This window comes from Amycolatopsis stemonae (assembly GCF_054781455.1).
On the sequence record NZ_BAAGUJ010000014.1, the window covers coordinates 134,038 to 157,451 of the forward strand.

The window sequence follows — 23,414 nt, forward strand, 5'->3', positions numbered from 1 at the left end:
GAGTCGTGGCTCCCGGTGCCGGCCGCCGGTAGAAACGAGGCAGGACCCGGAAAGGGGGCAGGGTGATCGACCGCATCGGGCTCGCGGAGTTCCTCCGCAATCGGCGCGCGGCGCTGCAACCCGAAGACGTCGGCCTGCCGCGCGGGCCCCGCCGCCGGACCGACGGGCTGCGGCGCGAGGAGGTCGCGGCGCTGTGCCACATGTCCCCGGACTACTACTCGCGGCTCGAGCGGGAGCGCGGGCCGCACCCGTCCGAGCGGATGCTCGCCTCGATCGCCCAGGGGCTGCACCTGTCGATCGACGAACGCGACCACCTGTTCCGCCTCGCCGGGCACAACCCGCCGCCGCGGGGTGCGGCGAGCGAGCACATCAGCCCCGGCCTGCTCCGGGTGCTCGACCGCCTGTCCGACACTCCCGCGGAGATCATCACCGAGCTCGGCGAGACCCTGCGGCAGTCCCCGATGGGCGTCGCGCTCCTGGGCGACACCACGCGGTACACCGGGCCGGCCCGCAGTTCGGGCTACCGGTGGTTCACCGACCCCGCCGCCCGGCGGCTCTACGCGCCGCACGAGCACGCGTTCCTCACCCGGATGTACGTGGCCGGCCTGCGCGAAATGGTCACCCTCCGCGGCCCCGAATCCCGGGCCGCGCACCTGGCCGGCCTGCTGCTGGAGTCGAGCGAGGAGTTCCGGCGCGTCTGGGACGACCACGAGATCGGGATCCGCCCCCACGACGTCAAGCACTTCGTCCACCCCGAAGTCGGCGCGCTGGAGCTGACCTGCCAGCGCCTGGTCGACCCGGGGCAGGCCCACTCGCTGATGGTCTACACCGCCATCCCCGGCAGCGAGAGCCACGAGAAGCTGCAGATGCTGTCGGTCATCGGCGCGCAAACGCTTCCCTGAGCAACGTCCGCGCCGCTACGGCCGGCGGTAGACCGTGATGGAGTGGCCGACGTCGTCGACCGGTGTGCTGCCGGAGAGCAACGCGGTCAGGCGGTCGTCCGCCTTGGCGATCGCCGAGTCCGACACGGCGAGGAGGCCGCGCACCTCGTCCGGGGGCACCGTGCGCGGGTCGGCGGCGTCGAGGCCGTACGCGGACGGCACGCCGCTTCCCTTGTAGACGAGCCAGATCCGCTGCCCGCGGTAGCGCTGCGCCAGCCGGCCGAGGTCCTGGCCCCAGTCGACGTTCGAATCGTGCAGGCGCAGGTGGGTCCGCGCCGGCCCGCCGAACGCCTCGTTGGAGTAGGGCAGGTAGTACGGGAACGTCCGCAGCGAGCTGACCGCCGCGTAACCGGCCAAGACCGCCACCGCGACGTGCACCCACCGCGGGCGGACGACGACGAGACCCGCCGCCGCGACCGCCAGGAACATCGGCACGAAGAGCGCGTACCGGACGCCGAGGTCGCGGGCGCTGGTCATGGCCGCGGCGAGCAGCACGGCCGCGGGCAGGAGGACGTAGGCCGCCGCCGGGCGCAGCCGGCGGACCGCCACCAGCGCGACCGCGCCGGCGATCCCGAGGGCCAGGGCGCCCAGCGGCAGTTTCACCAGCAGCGCGGCCGGGAGGTAGTACCAGACCGGGCCGGCGTGGTACCGGCCGAGCAGGAAAGTGCTCCAGACCTGGTCTTCGAAGCCGAACTGGACGCGCATCCCGTCGAGGTACGGCCGCGGCAGCGGCAGCCAGTCGACGAGCGCGCGCGGGCCGTGGAGCGCGGGCGGTGCCGCCCAGCGCAGGCGCGGGTCCACGACGAGGTAGGCGGCCCACACCACGGCGATCGCGATCACGGCCACCGCGACCGCCGCCGCCACGCCGAAGCCGAGCCGCCGGAGTGTCCTTTGTGGACCGCGGTGGTGCCCCACGGACACCACGACCAAGCCCAGGAGCACCGGAACCGCGGCCAGCGCGCTCATCTTCGTGGCGACGGCCGCTCCCAGGGCGAGGCCCGCGAGGGGGAGGTACCGGGCCGGACGGTCCCGGGCCCGCCACAGCAGCCAGGCCGACGTCAGCACGAACCCGGCCACCGGCACGTCGAGGGTGGCCAGCGAGCCGTGCGCGATGAGGTCGGGGGAGAACGCGTACAGCGCGAGCGCCGTCACCCCGCCGGCCGAGCCGGTCAGGTCGCGCGCGAAGAGGAAGACGACCAGGCCGAAGAGCAAGGTCAGAACGATCACCGGCAGCCTTGCCAGGAGCAGCAGCCGTCCCGGGTCGTTGCCCGACTCGTACAGCACGTGCCGGCCGAGCTGCGTCTGGTCGCCGGTGAACGCGGGGTCGAGGTGGACGTCGGCGAAGGCCAGGCCGGCTCCGATGAGCAGCTTGCCCAGGGGCGGGTGCTCGGGGTTGTAGCGCAGGCTGTGCTGCTGCAGGTAGACCACCGACGTCCCGACGTAGACCGGCTCGTCGATCGTCGGGGACTGCGCCACGGCCGTGGCGAGCATCGCGACCGCCATCTGCGCGAGCAGCGCGGCCACGACGAGCGCCGGCGGCCACCGTCGCGGGCGTACGGGCGGCACGTCCCGTGCGGGCACGGCGTTCGTGCTCGGCGGCAGTCTCGTGGAAAGGGACAACCCGGTCACCCCGCGGCGCCGGCCGGCCCGGTGCGGCAGGCCTGGACGCGGTCCCGCGGGTCGAGCTCCAGTACCTCGACCTCCCGAGGGGCCCGGCGGATCCGCTCTTCCTCCGCCCCGGCCGGACAAAGCGCCCGGTCCCGGGCCGCCGGAGTCACGCGCACCCAGCGGTTCCGGAGACGTCCCAGCGTCGGCATGCCGGGAAGCCTAGCGAGACCGGGCCCCTTCCGGGCGCCTCGGCGGGAAAGCGCCCGGGATCCTCGGCCGTTCCGGCGCCGGATCCGCGGGTCACCGGCGCCCATCCACTCGCGCGGGCCCGTGCGGCCCGCCGCTCGCGAGGAAGGTGGCGAGCAGCGGACCGCGAAGACGTCACCCCGGAGCGAGCAGATCCGTTAGTTCGCCCGGGGGACAAGGGCTCACGAAGTGCTGCAGCTGACCGTGGGCCAGTTCCAGTTCCCGTTGTGCATGATGGTGACGCCCCAGTTGTTGCCGTTCCCGTTGGGCGTCGCGATGAGGACCTGGCTGCTGGGCCACGTCGCGTTGATGTTCCAGGTGGCGCTGATCCGGGCCGGGCTCGGCACGGTCATGGTGACCGTCCACGAACTGGCGCCGCTGACCGAGACGTTGAGGTTGTACCGGTCGTTCCACTGCTGCCCGGCCGAAAGCGTCGCCGTGCAGCTGCCACCGCCGGGTGTCGTCGGTGTCGTGGTGGGGTTCGTCGGTGTGGTCGGTGTGGTGGTCGTGCCGCCGCCGGAGTTGAGGACGTTCAGCACCGAGTTGTACGCCGCCTTCTTGTTTCCGTTGCCGTCGAACAGAAGCGGGCTCTCACTGGAGCGCCAGGAGTCGCTGTCCCGCACGCCCCACACGGTGATGCCGACGCAGCGCGCGACGTTCATGCACGCCTGCGTCAGCGCGGCGTACTGCGACGTGGACGCGTTGGTGACGTCGACCTCGGTGAGCGCCACGTCGACGCCGAGCGCGGCGAAGCTGGAGATCGTCGTCTGCAGGCTGCTCGGGACCGAGCTGCCGCCGGTGAAGTGGCCCTGCAGGCCGACGCAGTCGATCGGCACGCCACGGGACTTGAAGTCCCGCACCATGTTGTAGACGCCCTGGGTCTTGGCGTAGTTCCAGTTGTCGATGTTGTAGTCGTTGTAGCAGAGCTTGGTCGACGAGTCGGCCGCGCGCGCGGTCTTGAAGGCGACCTCGATCCAGTCGTTGCCGGTGCCCTGCAGGTTCGACGACCGGCGGCTGCCGTCTTCGTTGAAGGCCTCGTTGACGACGTCCCAGTAGGCGAGTTTGCCTTGGTAGTGCGCCATGACCTTCTGGATGTGGTTGATCATCGCGCTGCGCAGCGCACTGCCGCTCATGCTCTGCATCCAGCCCGGCTGCTGGGAGTGCCAGGCCAGCGTGTGGCCGCGGACCTTCGCGCCGTGGCTGACGGCCCAGTTGTAGACCTGGTCGCCGGAGGAGAAGTTGAACTGGTTCTGGTTGGGCTCGGTCGCGTCGGGCTTCATCTCGTTCTCGGGCGTGACCATGGTGAACTCGCGTGCCGCGATCGTGGTGTAGGCCGAGTCGCCGAGCCTGCTCGCGGCGATGGCGGTCCCGAAGTACCGCCCGGACTGCGCGGCCGCGGCGCCGAGGGTGCTGGCCGCGGCATCGGCCCCGGGCGCGATCACCAGAACAGCGGCCGCCGCGGCGACGGTGGCCGCGGCCGCCAGCGCGCGGGTCGCGGGTGCTCGCCACCACCGCGTGCCCCGCGGTTGCGAAGAACTGCTTGCCATCCGTGGTCTCCTTCCGGGCACGCCCAAAAAACCCCGGGAACCAAGGTCACCGGTGACCTGGACGATGACGTTCACTCAACGCGAGCAGCAGAACACGCCCCTTCCGGACCGGACAAAGAGTTTCGGCCGACTTTCGACACGCGAACCGAAGAACCCCGGGTGGCAGCCGAGGTGGCACGAAGGATTCACCCGGACGCGCCAAGTCGCCCGACCCCAGGCGAATTTCCGCCGTGCTTTCGGGTCGGCGTCGATCTCAAACGTCGCCGTCTGCCGTCGCCAAGAGGTCGATGACGACCTTGCCGTGCACGTGCCGGCCGGCTTGGAGTTCGACCGCGCGGCGGATCCGCTCGATCGGGAAGCTCGCCGCGATCGGTACCCGGAGCCGCCCGGCCGCGACCAAGCCGGCGAGCTCTTCCAGGGCGCCGGAAGGGGCATTCGCGCCGTTGGCCGCCGGCACGCCGTCGACCTTGGTGGCGATGGTGCAGATGCGGTCGTCCGGGACGCCGAGTTCCCGCGCGGCGTGCACTGTCTCGGTTCCGTGCAGGTCGATGGCGGCGGTGACACCGAGGGCGCGGACCCGGCCGGCCAGGCCGTCGCCGTAGGGGACCGGCTCGGCTCCGAGGTCGCGCAGGAAGCCGGCCGAGCTCGCCGAGCCCGTCCCGAGCACGCGCGCTCCGGCGATCCGGGCCAGCTGCACGGCGAACACCCCCACCCCGCCCGCCGCGCCGCCGATCAGCACGGTGTCGTCCGGGCCCGGGGCGACCACGGCGAGGGCGGCGGACGCCGTGCGGCCGGCGATCGCGAGGGTGGCGGCGGTGCGGTCGTCGACGCCGCCGGGGGTGGGGTGGGCCTCGTTCGCCGCGACTGCGCCGGCCGCGTCGATCACCACGAAGTCGGCGACCGCGCGGGACAGGGCGCTCCCGAACACCCGGTCGCCGGGTGCGAAGCCGGTCACCCCGTCGCCGACCTGGTCGACCACGCCCGCGTAGTCGGTCCCGAATCCGGCGGGGAGGCTCAAGCCGAACCGCGCGGCGGTGTCCGCGTCGGCGGTCATGATCCAGTCCATCGGGTTCAGGCCCGCCGCGGTGACCCCGCACGCGGAGCTGCCCCGGCCCGGCTTGCGGCGCGGACACCTCCCGGACGTCGAGTACCTCGGGGCCGCCGAACGCGTCGAGCCGGACCGCTCTGCTCTGGTGTTGCCGCATGTGCGCGTTGCTCCTGGGATCGAGGGAAACGGACTATGCTCCGTTTACCCGACGACCCTAACACAACCGGAGCGTGTTCCGTTTTGGCTGAGGCAGAGACGCGTGCGCCCCGCGCGGACGCCACCCGCAACCGCGACCAGTTGCTCGCGGTGGCGACCCGCCTGTTCGTGTCGGCCGGCACCGAGCCGTCGATGCGGGCGATCGCCCGCGAAGCCGGGGTCGGCATCGCCACGCTCTACCGGCACTTCCCGACCCGCGAGTCCCTGGTCGACGCGATCTACCGCGACCAGGTCGCGCGCCTGACGACCGGCGCCCACGACTTGCTCGACCAGCTGCCACCGGCCGCGGCGATGCGGCGCTGGATGGACCTGTTCGGGCACTGGATCGCGGCCAAGAACGGCATGCTCGAAACCCTGCTCGCGATGATCGAGTCCGGCGAGATCGCCCACGCCCAGACCCAGGCCGAGCTGCTGCGAGCCATCACCACGATCCTCGACGCCGGCCACGCATCAGGTGACCTCCGCTCCGACGTCGCCGCCGAAGACGTAGCGGCCTCCCTGATCGGCATCTTCACGGTGGCCCCAGGACCCCAGCACGAAGCCCAGGCCGGCCGCCTGCTGAACCTCCTGATGGACGGCCTCCGCCACCCCGCCGGGCCCGTTTCGTGAGGGGTCACCGGTGTCGCGCCCGAGCCGGAGCCGATCGGCAAGGTGGTGAGGGGCTCGCTGGCGGCTTCCCCTGAAGGTGGCTGGGATCATCCCGGGGAAGCCGTCGCAACAGGCGCGCGCTCTCCGGCTCCCGACCGACCACAATGGACGGAACGGAAACGGAAGAATCCCGAATACCACAAAACCCCAGGCCGATGAGATCGAACCTGGGGTGGTGGGGTGTGCGCCATCAGGGACTCGAACCCCGAACCCGCTGGTTAAGAGCCAGCTGCTCTGCCAATTGAGCTAATGGCGCCGGTGTCTGCCGGAGGTTTCCCTCGGCGACGTGGAAAAGATTAGCACCCGGTTCAGGGCCCGTTTCACGGGGGTCCCCCTAAGCGGGTTTCGGTGGTGCCGCCCCGGTGTCGGGGCTGGTCGGGCACACTGTAGTCGGACATCGACGGCGAATCAGGCAGGTGGGCATGACCGGTATGGGGGTGCGGCTTCTGGTGGCCGCCGGGGTGATCGGCCTCACGGTGGCCGGGTGCAGCAGTAGCCCTTCGGGTGAACCGGTGCCGTCGTCAAGCAGCAGCACCAGCCGTGCGCCGAAGCCGGCCGCGCTCACGCTGACGCCCGCGAAGGATGCGAAGGACGTCGCTCCCGGGGAGCCCGTCAGTGTCTCCGTCACCGACGGGAAGGTCGGGGACGTCAAGCTGACCGGGGCCGACGGGAAGGTCGTCGCCGGGAAGGCTCGCGCCGACGGCTCCGGGTGGGACTCCGCCGAGCCGCTCGGTTACAACAAGACCTACACGCTGACGGCGACCGCGACCGGCGGCGATGGCAAGCCCGTCACCGCCGAGTCGAGCTTCTCCACCGTCAAGCCCGCGCGGCAGCTCAGCGTCTCGGTGAACCTCGAGGACGGCGAGACCGTCGGCGTCGGGATGCCGCTCGTCTTCACCTTCAGCGGGAACGTCGCCGACAAGGCCGCCGCCGAGAAGGCGCTCAAGGTCACCGCCGAGCCGGCCACCGAGGGGGCGTTCCGCTGGTTCGGTGACAAGCAGGTCGTCTGGCGGCCGAAGGACTACTGGAAGACCGGCACGAAACTCAAGGTCGACGCCGCCGTCTACGGCAAGCCGCTCGGCAAGGGCAGCTACGGCCGTGAGGACAGGACGCTCACCGGGACGATCGGCGACAAGCTCGTCGCGGTCGCCGACGGCCAGACCCACCAGATGACCGTCTCGGTCAACGACAAGGAGGTCAGGACCATGCCGACCTCCATGGGCAAGCCGGGGCACACGACGCCCGCCGGCACGTACACGGTGATGCAGGAGCACAACGGCTACACGATGAATTCCGCCACCTACGGCGTCCCCGAGGACTCACCCGGCGGCTACAGCACCTTCGTCCAGTACGCGGTGCGGCTGTCCTACAGCGGCATCTTCTACCACTCCGCGCCGTGGTCGGTGCGGCAGCAGGGGCGCAGCAACGTCAGCCACGGCTGCCTCAACCTGTCGACCGAGAACACGAAGTGGCTGATGGACACGTCCAAGAAGGGCGACATCGTCACCGTGCGGAACAGCGGTGGCCCGAAGCTCGAGCCCACCGACGGCTGGAGCTACTGGCAGCTGTCCTGGGACGAGTGGAAGACGCCCGCGAACTAACGCTCGTCGTAGGCCTCGCGGGCGGCGTCGATCAACGGCAGGTGCTCGATGCTCCACGCGAGCAGCGGCGCGGTCGCCTCCCGCAGCGTCCGGCCCATCGGCGTCAGCTCGTAACTGACGTGCGGGGGCATGACGGCCACGACCGTCCGCGTCAGGATCCCGTCGCGCTCGAGGTCGCGCAGGGTCGCGGTGAGCATGCGCTGGCTGATGCCGTCGATGGACCGCTTGAGCTCGGTGAAGCGCCGCGGCCCGTCCTTGAGCATGCGCACGACCAGCAGCGCCCACTTGTCCCCGACGATCCCGAGGACTTCACGGGCCTTGCACGGGTCCTCCACGGTTACCTCCGGGGAACCGGGGCACAAAACAGTGCCGTATTGCCCGGTGAGCTCCGGGTGATCACGATCGTTCCATGTCCACTTTCCTGCTGGTACACGGTGCATGGCACGCCGGACGCTGCTGGGACCGCGTGGTCCCGCTGCTGGAGTCGGCCGGGCACCGCGTGCTCGCGCCGTCGCTGACCGGCTACGGCGAAACCGCCCACCTGCTGAGCCCGGAGGTCGGGCTCGGCACCCACGTCGACGACGTCGTCCGCCTGCTCGAAGGCGAGCACGACGTGGTGCTCGTCGGCCACAGCTACGCCGGGCTGGTCATCTCGGGCGCCGCCGACCGCGTCCCCGAGCGGATCGCCCGCCTGGTGTTCCTCGACGCCATGGTCCCCGAAGACGGCGAGACCGCGGCCGACGTCATCCCGATGACGAAACAGCTCGTCGACGCCGCCGTCGACGGGTGGCGGGTGCCGCCGATGGGCCTGTTCGGCGTCACGGATCCCGACGACGTCGCCTGGTTGCGCTCGATGCTGTCGGACCAGCCGGTGCGGTGCCTCACCGAACCGGTCCGGCTGACGAACCCCGCGGCGAAGGCGATCCCGCGCACGCACATCCACTGCGTCGGCGGGCCGCCGTCGGGGATCGCCCGGCGGCCCGTCCCGGCCGGCGAGCCCGTGCGGGAGCTGCCGACCGGGCACGACTGCATGATCACCATGCCCGCCGAGCTGACCGAGCTGCTGCTCGATGCGGCTTAGTCCTGCGCCGACTCGCGCACCAGTGCCCGGGCCTCGGCCTCGCTGCCGACCGCCGGCCCCGAGCCCCAGAGCGGCTTGTTCGCCGTCTCCCGGCTGAAGTACACGGCGACGGCGCCGACCGCGCCCGCGGCCATCAGGTACCAGGCCGGCCAGAAGTCGTGCTTGGTCGACGAGATCAGCGCCTGCATCACCAGCGGCGTCGTGCCGCCGAACAGCGACACCGAGATGTTGAACGCGATCGACAGCGCGCCGTAGCGGATCGCCGTCGGGAAGAGCGCCGGCAGGGCCGCGGGCATCGACACCTCGAAGCAGAGCAGCAGCAGGCCGAGGCCCATCAACCCGAGGAAGGTGAGGACGAGCCCGCCGTCGTGCACCAGCAGCATCAGCGGCCAGGAGAGCACGACGTACCCGATGCAGCCGGCCATCATGACCGGCTTGCGGCCGACCTTGTCGGTGATCCGCCCGCCGACGAGGATGATCAGCATCATCACGACCATCACGACGATGATCAGCAGCAGGCCGTGGGTGGCGTCGAGGTGCAGCTGCTCGGACAGGTACGTCGGCATGTACGACAGCAGCATGTAGTCGGTGACGTTGAACACGAGCACCAGGCCGACGCAGATGAGCAGCGCGGGCCAGTACTCGGTGAACATCTTCCAGAACGGCTCGCCGGAGCGGCCGCGCTTCTCGGCCTCTTCGGCGTGCTTCTGGAACGCCGGGGTCTCCTCGAGCTTGAGCCGCAGGTAGAGGCCGATGATGCCGAGCGGCCCGGCGACGAGGAACGGGATCCGCCAGCCCCAGTCGAGCAGCGTCTCGTGCGGAACCCAGGCCTTCATGCCGGTGACGACCGACGCGCCGAGCACGTACCCGGACAGCGTCCCGAACTCGAGCCACGACCCCATGAACCCGCGCCGCTTGTCCGGCGAGTACTCGGCGATGAACGTGGTGGCGCCGCCGTACTCGCCGCCGGTGGAGAAGCCCTGCACCATCCGGGCGAGCACCAGCAGGATCGGCGACCAGACGCCGATGGAGGAGTAGGACGGGATCAGCCCGATGCACAGGGTCCCGATGGCCATCATGATCATCGTGACGGCGAGGACCTTCTGCCGCCCGATCCGGTCACCCAGGGGCCCGAAGACGAGGCCGCCCAGCGGGCGCATCAGGAAGGCGGCGGTGAACGCGCCGAAGGTCCCGATCAGCCGGATGCCGGGCGACACGCTGGCGGGGAAGAACACCTCGGAGATGGTGTCGGCGATATAGGCGTAGACGCCGAAGTCGAACCACTCCATGGCGTTGCCCAGCGCGGCGGCCCCCACGGCCCGCTTGAGCAACGACCGGTCGACGACGGTGATGTCCTCGTACCGCAGTTTCTTCTTCCGCCTGAGCTTCGGTCCTGAACGTGCCACCGATCCACGGTGCACCCGCGATCGGCCGCTCGCACGCTGAGCCATCCGGTCGTGAGCGTTACCACCGATGGCGCACAAAAACCCCAGCCCGGACCAAGGAACCGAACTGGGGTGATGGGGTGAGCGACGGGTTTCGAACCCGCGACCTCCTGGACCACAACCAGGTGCTCTACCAGCTGAGCTACGCCCACCATCAGCGAGGGAACCGCGTGCGATCACCTCGATGGCTGTAATCGTAGCGGGTGCCCTCGCCAGGGTTGCAGGGGGTTACCTCTGCCGGACCTCGGCGGCCGCCGCCTTGGCTTCGTCGCTGGTCGGCCCGGGCTGCGGGACGAAGGCGACGCGCCGGTAGTAGTCGAGTTCGCCGATCGACTCCTTGATGTCGGCGAGCGCGCGGTGGGCGAGGCCCTTCTCCGGCTTGGCGTAGTAGATCCGCGGGTACCAGCGGCGGACGAGCTCCTTGACGGAGGAGACGTCGACCATGCGGTAGTGCAGGTGGGCGTCGAGGGCCGGCATGTCGCGGGCGATGAAGCCGCGGTCGGTGGCGATGGAGTTGCCGGCGAGCGGCGCGGTGCCCGACTCGGGGACGTGCTCGCGGATGTACTCGAGGACGCGGCGTTCGGCCTCTTCGAGCGTCACGGTGGAGGCGCGGACCTCTTCGGTGAGGCCGGAGTGGGCGTGCATCTCGCGGACGACTTCGGGCATCCCGGCGAGTTTTTCCTCGTCCGCGTGGATGACGATGTCGACTCCTTCGCCGAGCACGTTCAGCTCCGCGTCGGTGACGAGGGCGGCGATTTCGATCAACGCTTCCTTGCCGAGGTCGAGCCCCGTCATCTCGCAGTCGATCCAGACTAGGCGGTCGGTCACCTGGTGACCCTAACCCGACACGGGGATAAGAGGGGCGTTACCTGCGCGTACGGCGCGTTACGCTCCGGGTGTGGTCCAGGACACACGATCGGGGAGCTGCGAGTGACCGAGCAGGGGTCGCCGGCGAGCGAGATCGCCGCTGGTTATGCGAGTGAGGGTGCCGCGCTGGAGCTGGGCGCGGTCGTGATCGACGGGCAGACGGACGCCGCCGCGGCCGTGCGCCTGCCGTTGGCGACCCTGAACCGGCACGGCCTGGTCGCGGGCGCGACCGGGACGGGCAAGACGAAGACGTTGCAGCTGGTCGCCGAGCAGCTTTCGGCCGCCGGGGTGCCGGTGGTGCTCGCGGACGTGAAGGGCGACCTGTCCGGCTTGGCCGCGGCCGGGGAGCCGAACGACAAGGTCGCGAAGCGCGCGCAGGAGCTGGGCGACGACTGGGCCGGGACGGCGTTCCCGGTGCAGTTCCTGTCGCTGGGCACCGGCGGCAAGGGCTCGCCGATCCGGGCGACGATCACGAGCTTCGGCCCGGTGCTGCTGTCGAAGGTGCTCGGGCTGAACGAGACGCAGGAGTCGACGCTCGGCCTGATCTTCCACTGGGCCGACCAGCGCGGTCTCGCGTTGCTGGACACGAAGGACCTCCGGTCGGTGATCACGCACCTGACCAGCGACGAGGGCAAGGAGGACCTCAAGGGCATCGGCGGCGTCTCGGCCGCGACGGCCGGGGTGATCCTGCGCTCGCTGTCGAACCTGGAAGCCCAGGGCGGCGAGGACTTCTTCGGCGAGCCCGAGCTGGACGTCCACGACCTGATGCGCCAGAACGACGGCAAGGGCGTCGTCACGCTGCTGGAGCTGGACAACCTGCAGTCGAAGCCGGCGTTGTTCTCGACGTTCCTGATGTGGCTGCTGGCCGAGCTGTTCGAGGAGCTGCCCGAGGAGGGCGACCTCGACAAGCCGAAGCTGGTCTTCTTCTTCGACGAAGCCCACCTGCTGTTCAACGACGCGTCGAAGGCGTTCTTGGAGCGCATCGAGCAGACCGTGAAGCTGATCCGCTCGAAGGGCGTCGGCGTGTTCTTCTGCACGCAGCTGCCCACGGACATCCCGAACAACGTGCTCTCGCAGCTCGGCGCCCGGATCCAGCACGCGTTGCGCGCGTTCACGCCGGACGACCAGGCGGCCCTGGCCAAGACGGTCAAGACCTACCCGAAGACGAAGTACTACGAGCTCGATACGGCGTTGACGTCGCTCGGCATCGGCGAAGCGATCGTCACGGTGCTGTCCGAGCGGGGCGCGCCGACGCCCGTGGCGTGGACGCGGCTGCGGGCGCCGCGGTCGAAGATGGGCTCGATCGGTGCTGAGGCCGTCGCCGCCGCGGTCGCTTCGTCGGACCTGCACGCGAAGTACGCCGAAACGATCGACCGGGAGTCCGCCTACGAAAAGCTGGCCGCGAAGGTCGCGCCCGCTCCGGAACCCGGCGCTCCACCCGCGCAGGCTCCCGCGCCGGAGAAGGCGAAGGACGACCCCGGTTTCATCGAGTCGGCGATGAAGAACCCGGCCGTGAAGTCGTTCATGCGGTCCGCGGCGAGCGCGCTCGGCCGGGAGATCACGCGCGGGCTCTTCGGCAACCGGAGGCGCTGACAAAACCTGACGCAACCTGTCAGGTATCGCTGCGAAGCTGGTGCCCACACCGAAGAGAGGACCGCCATGACCAGCACCGCCACCGCGTCGTTCGTCCTCGACCAGTGGGAGCCGCAGGCGACCGACGAGGCCGCGGGCACCGAGTTCGCCCGGGTGGCGATCGCCAAGACGTTCACCGGGGCGGTCGAGGGGACCAGCACCGTCGAGATGCTGACGGCGTCCAACGCGACTTCGCGCGCGTACGTCGGCTTCGAGCGGCTCAGCGTCTCTGTCGACGGCCGCAAGGGCGCGTTCGTCCTGCACCACTCGGCGGACGAGTCCGGCCTGACGCTGAAGATCCTCACCGGCTCCGGTTCCGGTGAGCTGACCGGGATCTCCGGCACCGCTCGCATCGAGATGGACGCGGAGCAGAACCACACGCTGGTCCTGACCTACGACCTGTGAACGGCGCGAAGGCCGTTTCGAGAGCCCCCGATTGACTCTCGAAACGGCCTTCGCCGTTCCCGCTCCCCGAAGCGGGGTGAACGGGCCGCCCCGACACGGCCCGTCCGCGTCCTAGTTGTTCACGATCTGGTCGACGATCTTCTTGGCGTCGTTGATCGGGATGGCGAAGCCGATCCCGACGCTGCCCGCCGAACCGTTGGCCGACGCGGTCGGGCTGTAGAGGGCCGAGTTGATGCCGATCACGGCGCCCTGGGCGTCGACCAGCGCGCCGCCGGAGTTGCCCTGGTTGATCGAGGCGTCCGTCTGGATCGCGGTGTAGCTGGGCGAGCTCTCGGACTGGTTCGACGTGCGGCTGAACGGCGACTGCTGCCCCTCGCCGATGTCGGACAGGTTCCGGTTGAGCGCGCTCACGATGCCGGTGGTGACGGTGTTCTGCAGCCCGCCCGGCGAGCCGATCGCGATCACCTGCTGGCCGACGACGAGCTTGCTCGAGTCGCCCAGCGTCGCCGCCGTCAAGCCGCCGGCGTTCTGCGCCTGGACCACCGCGATGTCCGCCTTGGAGTCCGCGCCGACCACACTGGCCTGGTACTTCTTGCCGTCGGAGGTCGTGATGACGACGTTCCGGGCGCCGTCGACGACGTGCGCGTTGGTCAGGATCCGGCCGTTCGAGGTGAGGATGACGCCGGAGCCGATCGCCTCGCCCTGGTCGGTGGTCACGTTGATCTGGACGACGCTCGGCGTCACCTTCGCCGCGACGCCGCTGACGTCACCGGAGGCGGTCGAGTTCGAGACCGTCTGCCCGCTCGCCGCCGGCGAGCTCACCGACGTCGTGGCGCCGTCCGCCGAGTTCGTGGTGAGCCCGACGATCGCGGCACCGCCGACGCCGCCGACGAGCGCGGCGCCGAGGGCGGTCGCGCTGACGATCATCGCGACGCGGCCGCCCTTGCGCGGCCTGGTCTTCAGCGCCGTCGGCGCCTGCTGGGGCGGCGGCTGCTGGGTGAAGAGAGGGTTCGGCGCCGCCTGCTGCTGGTAGGCGTACTGCGCGTACGGCCCGTACTGCTGGGTGCTCTGGTGCGGCTGGTGCCCACCGGGTGAGGCGGGGCCGGGCCGACTCTCGTTCTCGGTCATGACCCAAGATTCGCGCGCGTGCTTGTGAACAACCTGTGGAAACACCTCAGGCTTTGCTGAGAAGAATCAGCTGAGAAATCTCAGCCATTCCTCAGGCATCAGGCGAAGAAGCTCGGTACGTCCAACGCTCCTCCCGCCGCTTCGAACTCGTCGTGCACCGCCTTCCGCAGCTCCGCGTCGCCGAGGTAGTCGGCGGCCATCAGGGCCAGGCCGAGCGCGCCGTCGCGGACGCCCGCGTCCCCCGTGGACGATCCAGCCGCGGCCGCGAACTCCTTGGTGTGCAATGCGACCGTCGGGCCCGAGACGGCGAGCATCGGGTGCAGCGCGGGCATCCGGTAGGAGAGGTTGCCGAGGTCGGTGGAGCCGGTCAGCGACTCCGGCACGATGCCCGGCGGCAGCGGCTTCCGGCCGGTGCCCAGCTGGTTGGCCGTCCACCGCCCGGCGAGCGCGGTGTTGAACCGGATCGGCAGGTACGCGGCCTGGGCGTCCCAGATCAGCTCGACGCCGCAGCCGGTCATCGCCGCCGCGCCTTCCGCGATCGACGTCATGCGGGCGGCGAGGTCGCGCAGGGTCTCCGGGCTCTGCGACCGGAGGTAGAACAACAGTGCCGCACGCGCCGGGATGACGTTCGGCCGGGCGCCGCCGTCGGTGAACACGCCGTGGACGCGGTCGCTCTGCGGGAGTTGCTGGCGCAGCGCGGAAACGCCCTGGTACGCCGCCACCGCGGCGTCGAGCGCGTTGCGGCCCATGAACGGTTGCGCGCTCGCGTGCGCGCCGACGCCGTGGAACACCATTTCCAGCTGACGGCGCCCGAGGAACGGGTGCAGTGCGATGTCGTGGCTGAACGGGTGCAGCATGATCACCGCGTCGACGTCGTCGAACACACCGGCGCGGGCGAGGATCTCCTTGCCGCCACCGCCTTCCTCGGCCGGCGTGCCGATCAGGCTGACGCGGCCGCCCAGCCGTTCGGCGACGGTGGCGGCACCGAGGAAGCCGCCGGCCGCGGTGGTGCAGATGACGTTGTGGCCGCACGCGTGACCGAGGCCGGGCAAGGCGTCGTACTCGGCGAGGACGGCGATGTGCGGGCCGTCCCGCTCCGGTGTGCTCACGCGCAGCGCGGTGTCGAGCCCGCCGAGGCCGACGGTCGCTTCGTGGCCGTGGCGCTGCAGCAGGTCCGCCAAGGCTCGCACCGACCGGTGCTCGGCGAATCCCTCCTCGGGGTGGGCGTGCAGATCTTGGCTCAACGCCACCAGATCGGGTGAACTGCGCTCGACCGCAGCGGTCACTTCGGCCCGCGTCGCCTCGTCCGCGCCGGCGTGCGGCGAGGACAGCGGTTCGGCGGCCGCGACGGCGTCGGCCGTGGCCTCGACCAGGGAACGCAGGTAGCTGTCGTCGGGCGGGACGGGCTCGTGGTGGGTCATGGCGCCGATGCTAACCGCAGGCTCCGACAATCCGCGGCGCTCAGCTCAGCCGGCCCGCCACGATCTGCGTGACGCCGGCGTACCGCTCGGTGATCCCGGTGAAGCCGCGGGCACGCAGGGCGGCCGCGATCTCGCCGCGGTCGAACATCCGCTGCCCGCTCAGGATCCCGCCGGCCGACTCGGCCAGCCGCGCGGGCTGCCAGCCGCGCCGGGCGCTCGTGAGCAGGACGATCCGGCCGCCGGGCTTCACCACGCGCGCGAAGAAGTCCAGCGCGGTTTCCGGCTCGGCGAACATGTGGAGGGCGGCGAAGCAGCAGAGTCCGTCCACTGTGGACTCCTTGAGCGGGAGGCGGACGGCGTCCGCGCGCAGGTAGGCGACGCTGTCCGGACCGCCTTCCGCGACGGCTTTGCCGAGCATCGTGCGCGCGCCGTCGAGGCCGATGGCGAGCCCGCCCGGGCCGACGGCCGCGCCGAACGCGCGGGTGAACCGGCCGGTACCGCAGGCGACGTCGAGCACGGTCTGCCCGGGACCGAGTTCGAGGAGCTTCGTGGCGAGCCGGACTTCGCCCGCCATGCTCGGCCCGAACGGGCCCTTGAACGCGCGGCCGAGGGCAGGGCGCCAGTACTGCTCGTAGACCTGCGCGAGCAGGGGTGTGCGCATCAGCCGCTGGGCGAGGCCGGTCGGCGGCCCGGCCTGGTTCGCGGTGCCCAGCAGGTCGAGGAAGCCCTGGTCGGCCCATGCGGGGGTCTCCAGCAGGCTCTTCAGGCGTTCGGTGGCCGTGGTGGTCGGCACAGGGCACTCCTCTCGTTCGGATACCGGCAGTATGCCAAATCTGGGCCACCTGATCGGGTGAACAATGCGCGGGATCAAGTGTTCGAGGCCCGGAATTGTCGGTAGTCCTGCCTAGCGTCGGAGACAAGGGTTCCGATCCGAGGAGGACAGATGACTGTTTCCCTGCTGGGCAGCGAAATCACGGTGCGCGGGGAGTTCGACCTGACAGCGGCGGCGCGGTTCTTGACCGGCTTCGCGCCGGCCGGGCAGCCGGCGGCCGAGCCGGAAGCGCTCCGGGTGGCGTTCCCGCTCGAGGGCACGTGGACGCCGGTGGGCGCGGTGCTGCGGCAGAGATCGCCCGGGGAGGTCGCCGTCGAAGTGCACGGCCCGGCCTCGCACGTCGAGGCCGTCGTGGCGCAGGTGCGGCGGATGTGCTCGCTCGACGTCGACGGCACGGAGTTCCCGGGAGCCGGCGAGCGTGATCCGGTCGTGGCGATGCTGCGGGACTTGCACCCGGGGCTGCGGCCGGTCCTCTTCGCGTCACCGTACGAGGCGGCGTGCTGGGCGGTGCTGAGCCACCGGATCTGGATGTCTCAGGCGGTGCGGCTGCGGCGCGGTCTCACGGAGCGCTACGGCACCGAGGTCGACGTCGACGGGGTTCCGCTGCTGTCGTTCCCGGCACCCGCGAGGCTGGCGGAGCTGGAGTACCTGCCCGGCGCCCCGGCCCAGAAGCTGCAGCGCCTGCGAGCGATCGCCGAAGCGGCCGCCGAGGGCCTGCTCGACGCGGCGACGTTGCGCGCGATGCCGGCAGACGAAGCCCTGAAACAGCTGCAACGGTTGCCCGGCGTGGGCCGGTTCAGCGCCGAGCTGATCCTGATCCGCGGCGCGGGCCACCCGGACGTCTTCCCCCGCGGCGAGAGCCGCCTGCACGAGATCATGCGCGCGGCCTACCACTTACCGGGGGCGGACGTCACGGAGCTGGCGGAGATCGCGGACGCATGGGCCCCGTTCCGGAGCTGGGTGTCGTTCCTCTTCCGCGTCGAAGGCGAAGCCCGGCTGAGGGAGTCGCGATGACCTGACCTCGCCCGGTCGCCGATCACGGCCAGCGCCACTCGTGTGGGGCGCTGCCGCTCCGATACCGGAAGCCGGGAAACGACGAGCGGTGGGGACTCACCGTAGCCAGATATCGCCTGTGGTGAGGTGTCCGGGTGAGCTCGCCCGTTCAACTCGCCCTCGGCGGACCGGCCGGTAGCACCCTGCCGGCCTGGCACACGGCCGCCACCGACCCCTCGACGGCCGGTTCGCTGCTCGAACAGGCCCAGACGCCGGCGGTGATCACGCTGGTCGCCGGTGGTGTGGCGCTGCTGGTCGTGCTCGTCGGCGGGACACCGTGGCGGACGGCGCGCAACGGCATCACCATCGTGCACGAGGCCGGGCACGCGCTGGCCGCCGTGCTGGTCGGCCGGCGGCTGCAGGGCATCAAGCTGCACTCGGACACCTCGGGCGTCACCGTCTCGCGCGGCAAGCCCGAAGGGCCGGGCATGGCCTTCACCGCGCTGGCGGGCTATATGGCGCCGTCCGTGCTGGGGCTGTTGTTCGCCAGCCTGCTGGGCAACGACCTGGTGGGCACGGTCCTCGTGCTGATCGCGCTGCTGCTGCTCGGCGTGCTGGTGATGGTGCGCAACGCCTACGGGGTGTTCACCGTGGTCGCCAGTGCCGTCGTGCTCGCGCTGGTCGCGTTCGTGGCGCCGGTCGAGGTGCAGGCTCCGTTCAGCTACCTGGTGACGTGGTTCCTGCTGTTCGGCGGTGTGCGGCCGGTCCTCGAGCTGCAGGTCAAGCGGCGGCAGGGGCGGGCGCGCGACTCCGACGCCGACCAGCTGGGCCGGCTCACCGCGGTGCCGCCGGTGCTGTGGGTGCTGGTGTTCGGCGTGGCGACGGTCAGCTGCCTGATCGCCGGCGGGTTGTGGCTGCTGGAGCCCGTGGCCACCTAGCCGCGCCCATGCGGCAGACTGGTCTCTCGCTGGTCACGCGGAGGGAGACGGACGATGGACGAGGTCGCCAAGGCCGTGGAGGATTGCGCACGGGCGGCGAAGCTGGCCGCGCCGTCGCTCGCCGCCGCGAGTGCGGAGTCCGTCGACGCCGCGCTGACCGGGATGGCCGAGCGGCTGCTCGCGCACCGCGACGAGATCCTCGAGGCGAACCAGGCCGACGTCGAGCGCGCGAAGGCCGAGGGGATGAGCGCCGGTCTGCTCGACCGGCTCACCATCACCCCGGAGCGGCTCACCGGCATGGCCGAGCAGCTGCGGCTGCTCGCGGGCGCCCCGCACCAGGAGCGCTCGGTCGAGGTGTCCACCCTGGACGGCGGGCTGCGGCTGGTCGAGCGGCGACGCCCGGTCGGCGTCATCGGCGCGAACTACGAAGCGCGGCCGAACGTGACGGTCGACGTGGCGTCGCAGCTGGTGAAGTCGCGCAACGCCGGCGTGCTGCGCACCGGCTCGGCCGCGCTCGGCTCGGCGCAGCGGCTGCGCGAAGTCGTCATCGCCCCGGCGCTGACTGATGCCGGCATCGACGCGGACTGCGTCCAGCTGGTGCCGCGCGTGGAGCGCGAGGCGGCGTCCGCGCTGGTGCGGCTGCCGAACCTCGTCCCGCTGGTGATCCTGCGCGGCAGTGGCGACAGTACCCGGGCGCTGGCCACCGAGGCAGCGGTCCACGGCGTGCGCACGCTCGCCCACGCCGACGGCGGCGGCGTCCTGTACGTCGACCGGGGCGCGGACGTCACGAAGGCACGTGACCTGGTGTACGCGAGCCTCGACCGGCTGGGTGTCTGCAACCGGCTGAACCTGCTGCTCATCCACGAGGACATCCACGACGCCGTCTGGCCCGGCATCGAGGAGGCGCTGGCCGAGCGGGGTGTGACACCGTCGCTGGCGCCGCACGAGCACGCGATCGGCTACGAGTGGGCCCTGGACTCCGACCACGAGGCGACGGTCACGGTCGCCAAGGTCGGCGCCCTCGCCGACGCGGTCGGGATCGCCAACGAGCAGACCTCGGGCCTGGCAGCGGGCATCACCACCGAAGACCCCTCGGCGGCCGACGCCTTCTTCGACGGCTACACGGGCACGGGCGTCTTCTGGAACGCCCCCACCCGCCTCCTCGACGGCTTCAAGCTCCTCGCGGTCCCGGAAACGGGCATCAACCTGGACAAGGTCCCCGGCCCACGAGGCCCGGTGACGTACACGGACCTGTACGTCCGCCAGTACGCAGTCCTGCCCGCCTGACCCGACCGACCGGCCCGACCGCAGGAGCACGACGCCTCCCGACCCGGCGGCCACCCGACCGGGCGGAACCCGGCCACCCGGCCCGCAGCCACCCGGCTCGGCGCAACCCGGCCCGGCACCAACCAGCCCGGCGCTACCCGGGGTCGGCGACCAGCCGGCACGGCGCCACTTGGCCTGCGGCCGCCCGGCTCTGCGCTAGTCGGCTTGGCGCCACTTGGCCTGCGGTCGTCCGGCCCGGCGCCACCGGGTCTGGCGCTAGTCGGCTTGGCGCCGCCTGGCCTGCGGTCGTCCGGCCCGGCGCCACCGGGTCTGGCGCCACTCGGCCTGACGCTGCCTGGCCCGTGGCCACCCGACCGGCACCCAACCAGCCCGGCGGCGCCGGGTCCGGTGACCACACGGCCCGGCGGGCACCCGGCAACCGGGGGCGCGCCCGCGCTGCCTCAACATCGTGCAAACACGCGTGCCGGGACCAAACGCGTCGCCGCCGGGCGGCGAGGGGCGCAGCGGGACGGGCTAGATCGTGGGGCCCATGGCCGCGAGCCGGCGGAGTTCCTTGACCGTCTCCGTGGTGTTCGTCACCAGCTCCGTGCGGTCGTCCGATTGGCCTGCGTAGCGGTAGATCGCCGTCGGGCCGTCGCTGATGGCGATTGCCGCCACCAGGCGGCCCTCCGGGTCGCGGGTGAGCCCGGTCGTCACCGACACCTCGCGGCCGACCGTGTCGACCGTGGTGAGTGTCCGTTCCTTGTACCAGCCTCGCGTGGTCATCTTCGGCAGCTCCGGGGGAAGGGCTCGACGGGGGATACGTCGTGAGACGCGGGGATCATCGAAGGCGTTACGGCATACTGGTCCGCGTGATCACCCGGCCGCACGTCCTGCTGTCCGCCGCGCAGTCGCTCGACGGATTCCTCGACGACACCTCGCCCGCGCGGCTCGTACTGTCCACTGAGGACGATTTCGCGGTCGTCGACCGGTTGCGCGCCGAGGCCGACGCGATCTTCGTCGGGGCCGGGACCGTGCGGGCCGACAACCCGCGGCTGCTCGTGCGCTCGCCGGAGCTGCGGCGACAGCGTCGCGAACGGGGAAAGCCGGAACAACCCGTCAAGGTCACCGTCACCACCCGTGGTCTCGACCCGGACGCGCAGTTCTTCACCGCCGGGGAAACCGAAAAGATCGTCTACGCCCCGGCCGGCGCCGCAGCCGGGCTCAAGCATCTCGCCACCGTCGTCGACGCCGGGAATCCGCCGGACTTCGGGCGCGTGCTCGACGACCTGGGCGCGCGCGGCATCGAGAAGCTGCTGGTCGAGGGCGGCGGCGGGATCCACACCCGGTTCCTCACCGAAGGCCTCGCCGACGAGCTGCGGCTGGCGATCGCGCCGTTCTTCGTCGGGCAGCCGGACGCGCCGCGGTTCGTCGGGCCGGGCCTCTACCCGCGGCCGCTCACCCTGGTCAGCGCGAAAGAGCTGCAGGGCATGGCGATCCTCGAATACCGCGCCGCCGACGAACCGACCGGCCGGGATGTCCAGCGGCTGAAGGAAGCCACGGCGCTCGCCGCCCAATGCCCGCCGAGCCATACCTTCCGGGTCGGGGCCGTCATCACCGACGCCGACGGCGCGGTCATCGCCACCGGCCACTCCGGCGAGGGTGATCCGCTCAACCACGCCGAGGAAGCCGCGCTCGCCAAGTGCGCCGGCGACCCGCGTCTGGCCGGCGCGACGATGTACAGCTCGCTGGAACCGTGCAGCAACCGCAGCTCCCACCCGCGCAGCTGCACCGAGCTGATCCTCGACGCCGGGATCCCGCGGGTCGTGTTCGCGTGGCGCGAGCCGCCGGTCTTCGTCGACGCCCAGGGCACCGAGCTGCTGCGCCGGGCCGGGCGGCACGTCGTCGAGGTGCCCGCGCTGACCCCGCTGGTCCAGCGCGAGAACACCCATCTGGAGTTCTGACGGAGGCGTGGGGGCCGCCGGAGCGGCCCCCACGGACTCAGCAGGCGCCGTTGTCGACCCAGACGCCCCATTCGCCGGTGGTGCCGGGCTCTTCGCCCTGCGTCCACCACTTGGCCGTCCACTTGTGGCTGTTGTGGGAGACGACGTCGTCCTTGACGTAGACCTTCGTCCGGTCCCACTCCGCCGCGGTGCAGGAGCCGCCGCCCGGGGTGGTCGGGGTCGTCGTCGCGGTCGGGGTCGTCTGCGGCGGCGTCGCGCCGGCGAACCGGACGCTGAACTTCGTGAAGTCCCAGTCGTTCTGCGGGACGTTGCTGCAGACGCCGTTGTCGGTCGTCCCGACGCAGGCGCGGTCGCGGTTGACCGACCAGAACGTGAAGCGGCCGAGGCCGTGGCTGGTGGCGTAGTCGTAGACGGTCTGGAAGTCCGCCGTGTAGAACATCTCCGCCGCGTCCGACTTGCCGTTCATGCCCGAGAAGCCCTCGTGCGAGTACGCGGTCGCGCTGTCCCAGCCCAGGTGCGACGTCAGCAGGCCGTGGAACGCCTCCAGAGCGGACACCTGGGACGAACCGCCGTTGAAGCCGCCGTCGAACGGCATGATCGAGAAGTTGTTGGGCGTGAAGCCGATCGACTTCGCCTGGTCGAGCAGCTGCGTGCCGAACCAGCCGGTGCCGGCCGCGGTTCCCGGCATGGTGACCGACACGAACAGGCCGGGGTTGTCGGCCTGCAACGTCTTCGCCGCACCCAGCTCGTTCGCGATGGCCGCGGTGTTTTCGTACTCCGGCTCTTCGAGGTCGAAGTCGATCGCCTTGAGCCCGTACTTCGTGACGACCTGCTGGTACGCGGCGGCGGTCGCGGCCACGGTCCCGCAGGTCTGGCCGAGCTTCGTGCCGCCGTACCCGCCGACGGACACCGAGATGTCGCCGCCCGCGCCGCGGATCTTCGAGATCGCGTTCGCGACGGTGGTGTCGGAGGAGACCGGGTCGGTGCCGTCCCAGGTCGGGCTGCACCCGCCGCCGTTCGGCGCCAGGATGAAGGCCAGCTGGAACGCCTTGAGCCCGGTCGCGTTCATGACCGTCACCGGGTCCGGTGGATTGTTACTCTGGGGCATCAGGTAGGGCGCCGCGGCGTACCAGTTGTTGCTCAACGCCGCCGTCGCCGAAGGTGCGCCGAGCACGAGGCTCACGGCGGTGGCGGCGAAAGTGGCGGCGGCGAGCCCGATGGCGGCCAGTCTGCTTCTGCGCATGATCTGTCCTCCCGGTGGGGTTCGAGGGTGGACAAACTATTGGACTAGACCATTGATGAAGTCAAGACGCGAAGGTCGGTTGGCGCGCTCGGGCGGGCGAAAAGCGCCGTAATATCCGATATTGGTGGGAAGAAACGCGCCACGCGGGTGAGCCGGGAGGCGGTCGACGAGGCGAGGGCGCGGGAGAATAGGACGGCAGCCCGATTCGCGCGCGTTGAGCGGAAGGTCCTTGCCCACTTGGCCGACGGCATTGCCCGTGAGTCCGCACGCGGGCAGCGTGACCAGTACTGCCACCACCTCGCCGCCGTGTGCGTGGGCCACCGAGCGGACGATCGACCACCCCG

At 71.1% G+C, this 23,414-nt stretch carries 21 protein-coding genes, 2 tRNA genes and 1 pseudogene; 10 read left to right on the top strand and 14 right to left on the bottom strand.

Translation table 11 applies throughout. The features are described 5' to 3' along the window. Positions 1–62 precede the first annotated feature (62 nt). Complete coding sequence (locus ACYVLJ_RS37480) at positions 63–902, top strand: helix-turn-helix transcriptional regulator (RefSeq protein WP_451987874.1); 840 nt, start codon at positions 63–65, stop codon at positions 900–902. Positions 903–917: 15 nt separating this feature from the next. Here the strand turns inward: ACYVLJ_RS37480 and ACYVLJ_RS37485 are convergent, their stop codons facing one another. From ACYVLJ_RS37485 to ACYVLJ_RS37500, 4 genes and pseudogenes are all read right to left on the bottom strand, one after another. Beyond that, positions 918–2,522, bottom strand: coding sequence for a phospholipid carrier-dependent glycosyltransferase (locus ACYVLJ_RS37485; protein ID WP_460442229.1), 1,605 nt, complete (start codon positions 2,520–2,522; stop codon positions 918–920). Between the two features lie 44 nt (positions 2,523–2,566). After that, complete coding sequence (locus tag ACYVLJ_RS37490; protein WP_460442230.1) at positions 2,567–2,758, bottom strand: hypothetical protein; 192 nt, start codon at positions 2,756–2,758, stop codon at positions 2,567–2,569. 219 nt (positions 2,759–2,977) lie between these two features. Continuing rightward, the gene (locus ACYVLJ_RS37495) at positions 2,978–4,342 is read right to left on the bottom strand and encodes an endo-1,4-beta-xylanase (RefSeq protein ID WP_460442231.1); all 1,365 of its coding nucleotides are present in this window, start codon (positions 4,340–4,342) and stop codon (positions 2,978–2,980) included. Positions 4,343–4,595: 253 nt separating this feature from the next. Then, positions 4,596–5,547, bottom strand: a pseudogene (locus ACYVLJ_RS37500) (NADP-dependent oxidoreductase). Positions 5,548–5,630: 83 nt separating this feature from the next. Between ACYVLJ_RS37500 and ACYVLJ_RS37505 the strand changes: the two are divergent. Continuing rightward, on the top strand, positions 5,631–6,215 hold the full coding sequence (locus ACYVLJ_RS37505) for a TetR/AcrR family transcriptional regulator (RefSeq protein WP_460442232.1): 585 nt from the start codon (positions 5,631–5,633) through the stop codon (positions 6,213–6,215). 222 nt (positions 6,216–6,437) lie between these two features. Here ACYVLJ_RS37505 and ACYVLJ_RS37510 read toward each other — a convergent pair. After that, a tRNA-Lys gene (locus ACYVLJ_RS37510) sits at positions 6,438–6,510 on the bottom strand. Positions 6,511–6,676: 166 nt separating this feature from the next. Here ACYVLJ_RS37510 and ACYVLJ_RS37515 point away from each other — a divergent pair. Beyond that, positions 6,677–7,855 carry a L,D-transpeptidase gene (locus tag ACYVLJ_RS37515; RefSeq protein WP_460442233.1) on the top strand — a complete coding sequence of 393 codons (1,179 nt, stop codon included), beginning with the start codon at positions 6,677–6,679 and terminating at the stop codon, positions 7,853–7,855. Here the strand turns inward: ACYVLJ_RS37515 and ACYVLJ_RS37520 are convergent. Beyond that, entirely contained in the window at positions 7,852–8,190 is a 339-nt protein-coding gene (locus ACYVLJ_RS37520) for a winged helix-turn-helix transcriptional regulator (RefSeq protein WP_451986224.1), read from the bottom strand. The two genes, ACYVLJ_RS37515 and ACYVLJ_RS37520, sit on opposite strands and share 4 nt — an antisense overlap. 74 nt (positions 8,191–8,264) lie before the next feature. On the opposite strand from ACYVLJ_RS37520, the gene ACYVLJ_RS37525 reads away from it, so the two are divergent. Further along, positions 8,265–8,936, top strand: coding sequence for an alpha/beta fold hydrolase (locus tag ACYVLJ_RS37525; RefSeq protein ID WP_460442234.1), 672 nt, complete (start codon positions 8,265–8,267; stop codon positions 8,934–8,936). Here ACYVLJ_RS37525 and proP read toward each other — a convergent pair. From proP to orn, 3 genes are all read right to left on the bottom strand, one after another. Beyond that, positions 8,933–10,342, bottom strand: coding sequence for an MFS transporter (gene proP, locus ACYVLJ_RS37530; RefSeq protein WP_460442235.1), 1,410 nt, complete (start codon positions 10,340–10,342; stop codon positions 8,933–8,935). The two genes, ACYVLJ_RS37525 and proP, sit on opposite strands and share 4 nt — an antisense overlap. A 115-nt stretch (positions 10,343–10,457) precedes the next feature. After that, positions 10,458–10,533 (bottom strand) — tRNA-His (locus ACYVLJ_RS37535). 76 nt (positions 10,534–10,609) lie between these two features. Then, positions 10,610–11,209 carry an oligoribonuclease gene (orn, locus tag ACYVLJ_RS37540; protein ID WP_460442236.1) on the bottom strand — a complete coding sequence of 200 codons (600 nt, stop codon included), beginning with the start codon at positions 11,207–11,209 and terminating at the stop codon, positions 10,610–10,612. Positions 11,210–11,311: 102 nt separating this feature from the next. On the opposite strand from orn, the gene ACYVLJ_RS37545 reads away from it, so the two are divergent. Further along, entirely contained in the window at positions 11,312–12,841 is a 1,530-nt protein-coding gene (locus ACYVLJ_RS37545) for a helicase HerA-like domain-containing protein (protein ID WP_451986232.1), read from the top strand. 66 nt (positions 12,842–12,907) lie between these two features. Further along, complete coding sequence (locus tag ACYVLJ_RS37550; protein ID WP_460442237.1) at positions 12,908–13,285, top strand: DUF3224 domain-containing protein; 378 nt, start codon at positions 12,908–12,910, stop codon at positions 13,283–13,285. Between the two features lie 111 nt (positions 13,286–13,396). Here the strand turns inward: ACYVLJ_RS37550 and ACYVLJ_RS37555 are convergent, their stop codons facing one another. The 3 genes from ACYVLJ_RS37555 to ACYVLJ_RS37565 all read right to left on the bottom strand — a co-directional run bounded on the left by ACYVLJ_RS37555 (position 13,397) and on the right by ACYVLJ_RS37565 (position 16,627). Beyond that, the gene (locus ACYVLJ_RS37555) at positions 13,397–14,413 is read right to left on the bottom strand and encodes a S1C family serine protease (RefSeq protein WP_460442238.1); all 1,017 of its coding nucleotides are present in this window, start codon (positions 14,411–14,413) and stop codon (positions 13,397–13,399) included. 98 nt (positions 14,414–14,511) lie between these two features. Continuing rightward, on the bottom strand, positions 14,512–15,834 hold the full coding sequence (locus tag ACYVLJ_RS37560; RefSeq protein ID WP_460442239.1) for a M20 family metallopeptidase: 1,323 nt from the start codon (positions 15,832–15,834) through the stop codon (positions 14,512–14,514). 40 nt (positions 15,835–15,874) lie between these two features. Beyond that, positions 15,875–16,627, bottom strand: coding sequence for a class I SAM-dependent methyltransferase (locus tag ACYVLJ_RS37565; RefSeq protein ID WP_460442240.1), 753 nt, complete (start codon positions 16,625–16,627; stop codon positions 15,875–15,877). A 150-nt stretch (positions 16,628–16,777) separates the two neighbouring features. Between ACYVLJ_RS37565 and ACYVLJ_RS37570 the strand changes: the two genes are divergently transcribed. The 3 genes from ACYVLJ_RS37570 (at position 16,778) to ACYVLJ_RS37580 (ending at position 19,884) form a co-directional block, all read left to right on the top strand. After that, positions 16,778–17,680: a DNA-3-methyladenine glycosylase family protein gene (locus tag ACYVLJ_RS37570; protein WP_460442241.1), complete on the top strand. Its 903-nt coding sequence runs from the start codon at positions 16,778–16,780 to the stop codon at positions 17,678–17,680. 134 nt (positions 17,681–17,814) lie between these two features. Continuing rightward, on the top strand, positions 17,815–18,597 hold the full coding sequence (locus tag ACYVLJ_RS37575) for a M50 family metallopeptidase (RefSeq protein ID WP_451986244.1): 783 nt from the start codon (positions 17,815–17,817) through the stop codon (positions 18,595–18,597). A gap of 54 nt (positions 18,598–18,651) precedes the next feature. Continuing rightward, positions 18,652–19,884 (top strand): aldehyde dehydrogenase family protein, encoded by a 1,233-nt coding sequence (locus ACYVLJ_RS37580; RefSeq protein ID WP_460442242.1) that lies wholly within the window; start codon positions 18,652–18,654, stop codon positions 19,882–19,884. A 513-nt stretch (positions 19,885–20,397) separates the two neighbouring features. On the opposite strand, the gene ACYVLJ_RS37585 is transcribed toward ACYVLJ_RS37580, so the two are convergent. Beyond that, entirely contained in the window at positions 20,398–20,649 is a 252-nt protein-coding gene (locus tag ACYVLJ_RS37585) for a hypothetical protein (protein ID WP_451986248.1), read from the bottom strand. A gap of 86 nt (positions 20,650–20,735) precedes the next feature. Here ACYVLJ_RS37585 and ACYVLJ_RS37590 point away from each other — a divergent pair, with 86 nt between their 5' ends. Then, positions 20,736–21,827: a dihydrofolate reductase family protein gene (locus ACYVLJ_RS37590; protein ID WP_460442243.1), complete on the top strand. Its 1,092-nt coding sequence runs from the start codon at positions 20,736–20,738 to the stop codon at positions 21,825–21,827. Between the two features lie 37 nt (positions 21,828–21,864). Here the strand turns inward: ACYVLJ_RS37590 and ACYVLJ_RS37595 are convergent, their stop codons facing one another. Then, on the bottom strand, positions 21,865–23,070 hold the full coding sequence (locus tag ACYVLJ_RS37595) for a chitinase (RefSeq protein WP_451986252.1): 1,206 nt from the start codon (positions 23,068–23,070) through the stop codon (positions 21,865–21,867). Positions 23,071–23,414: the final 344 nt, after the last annotated feature.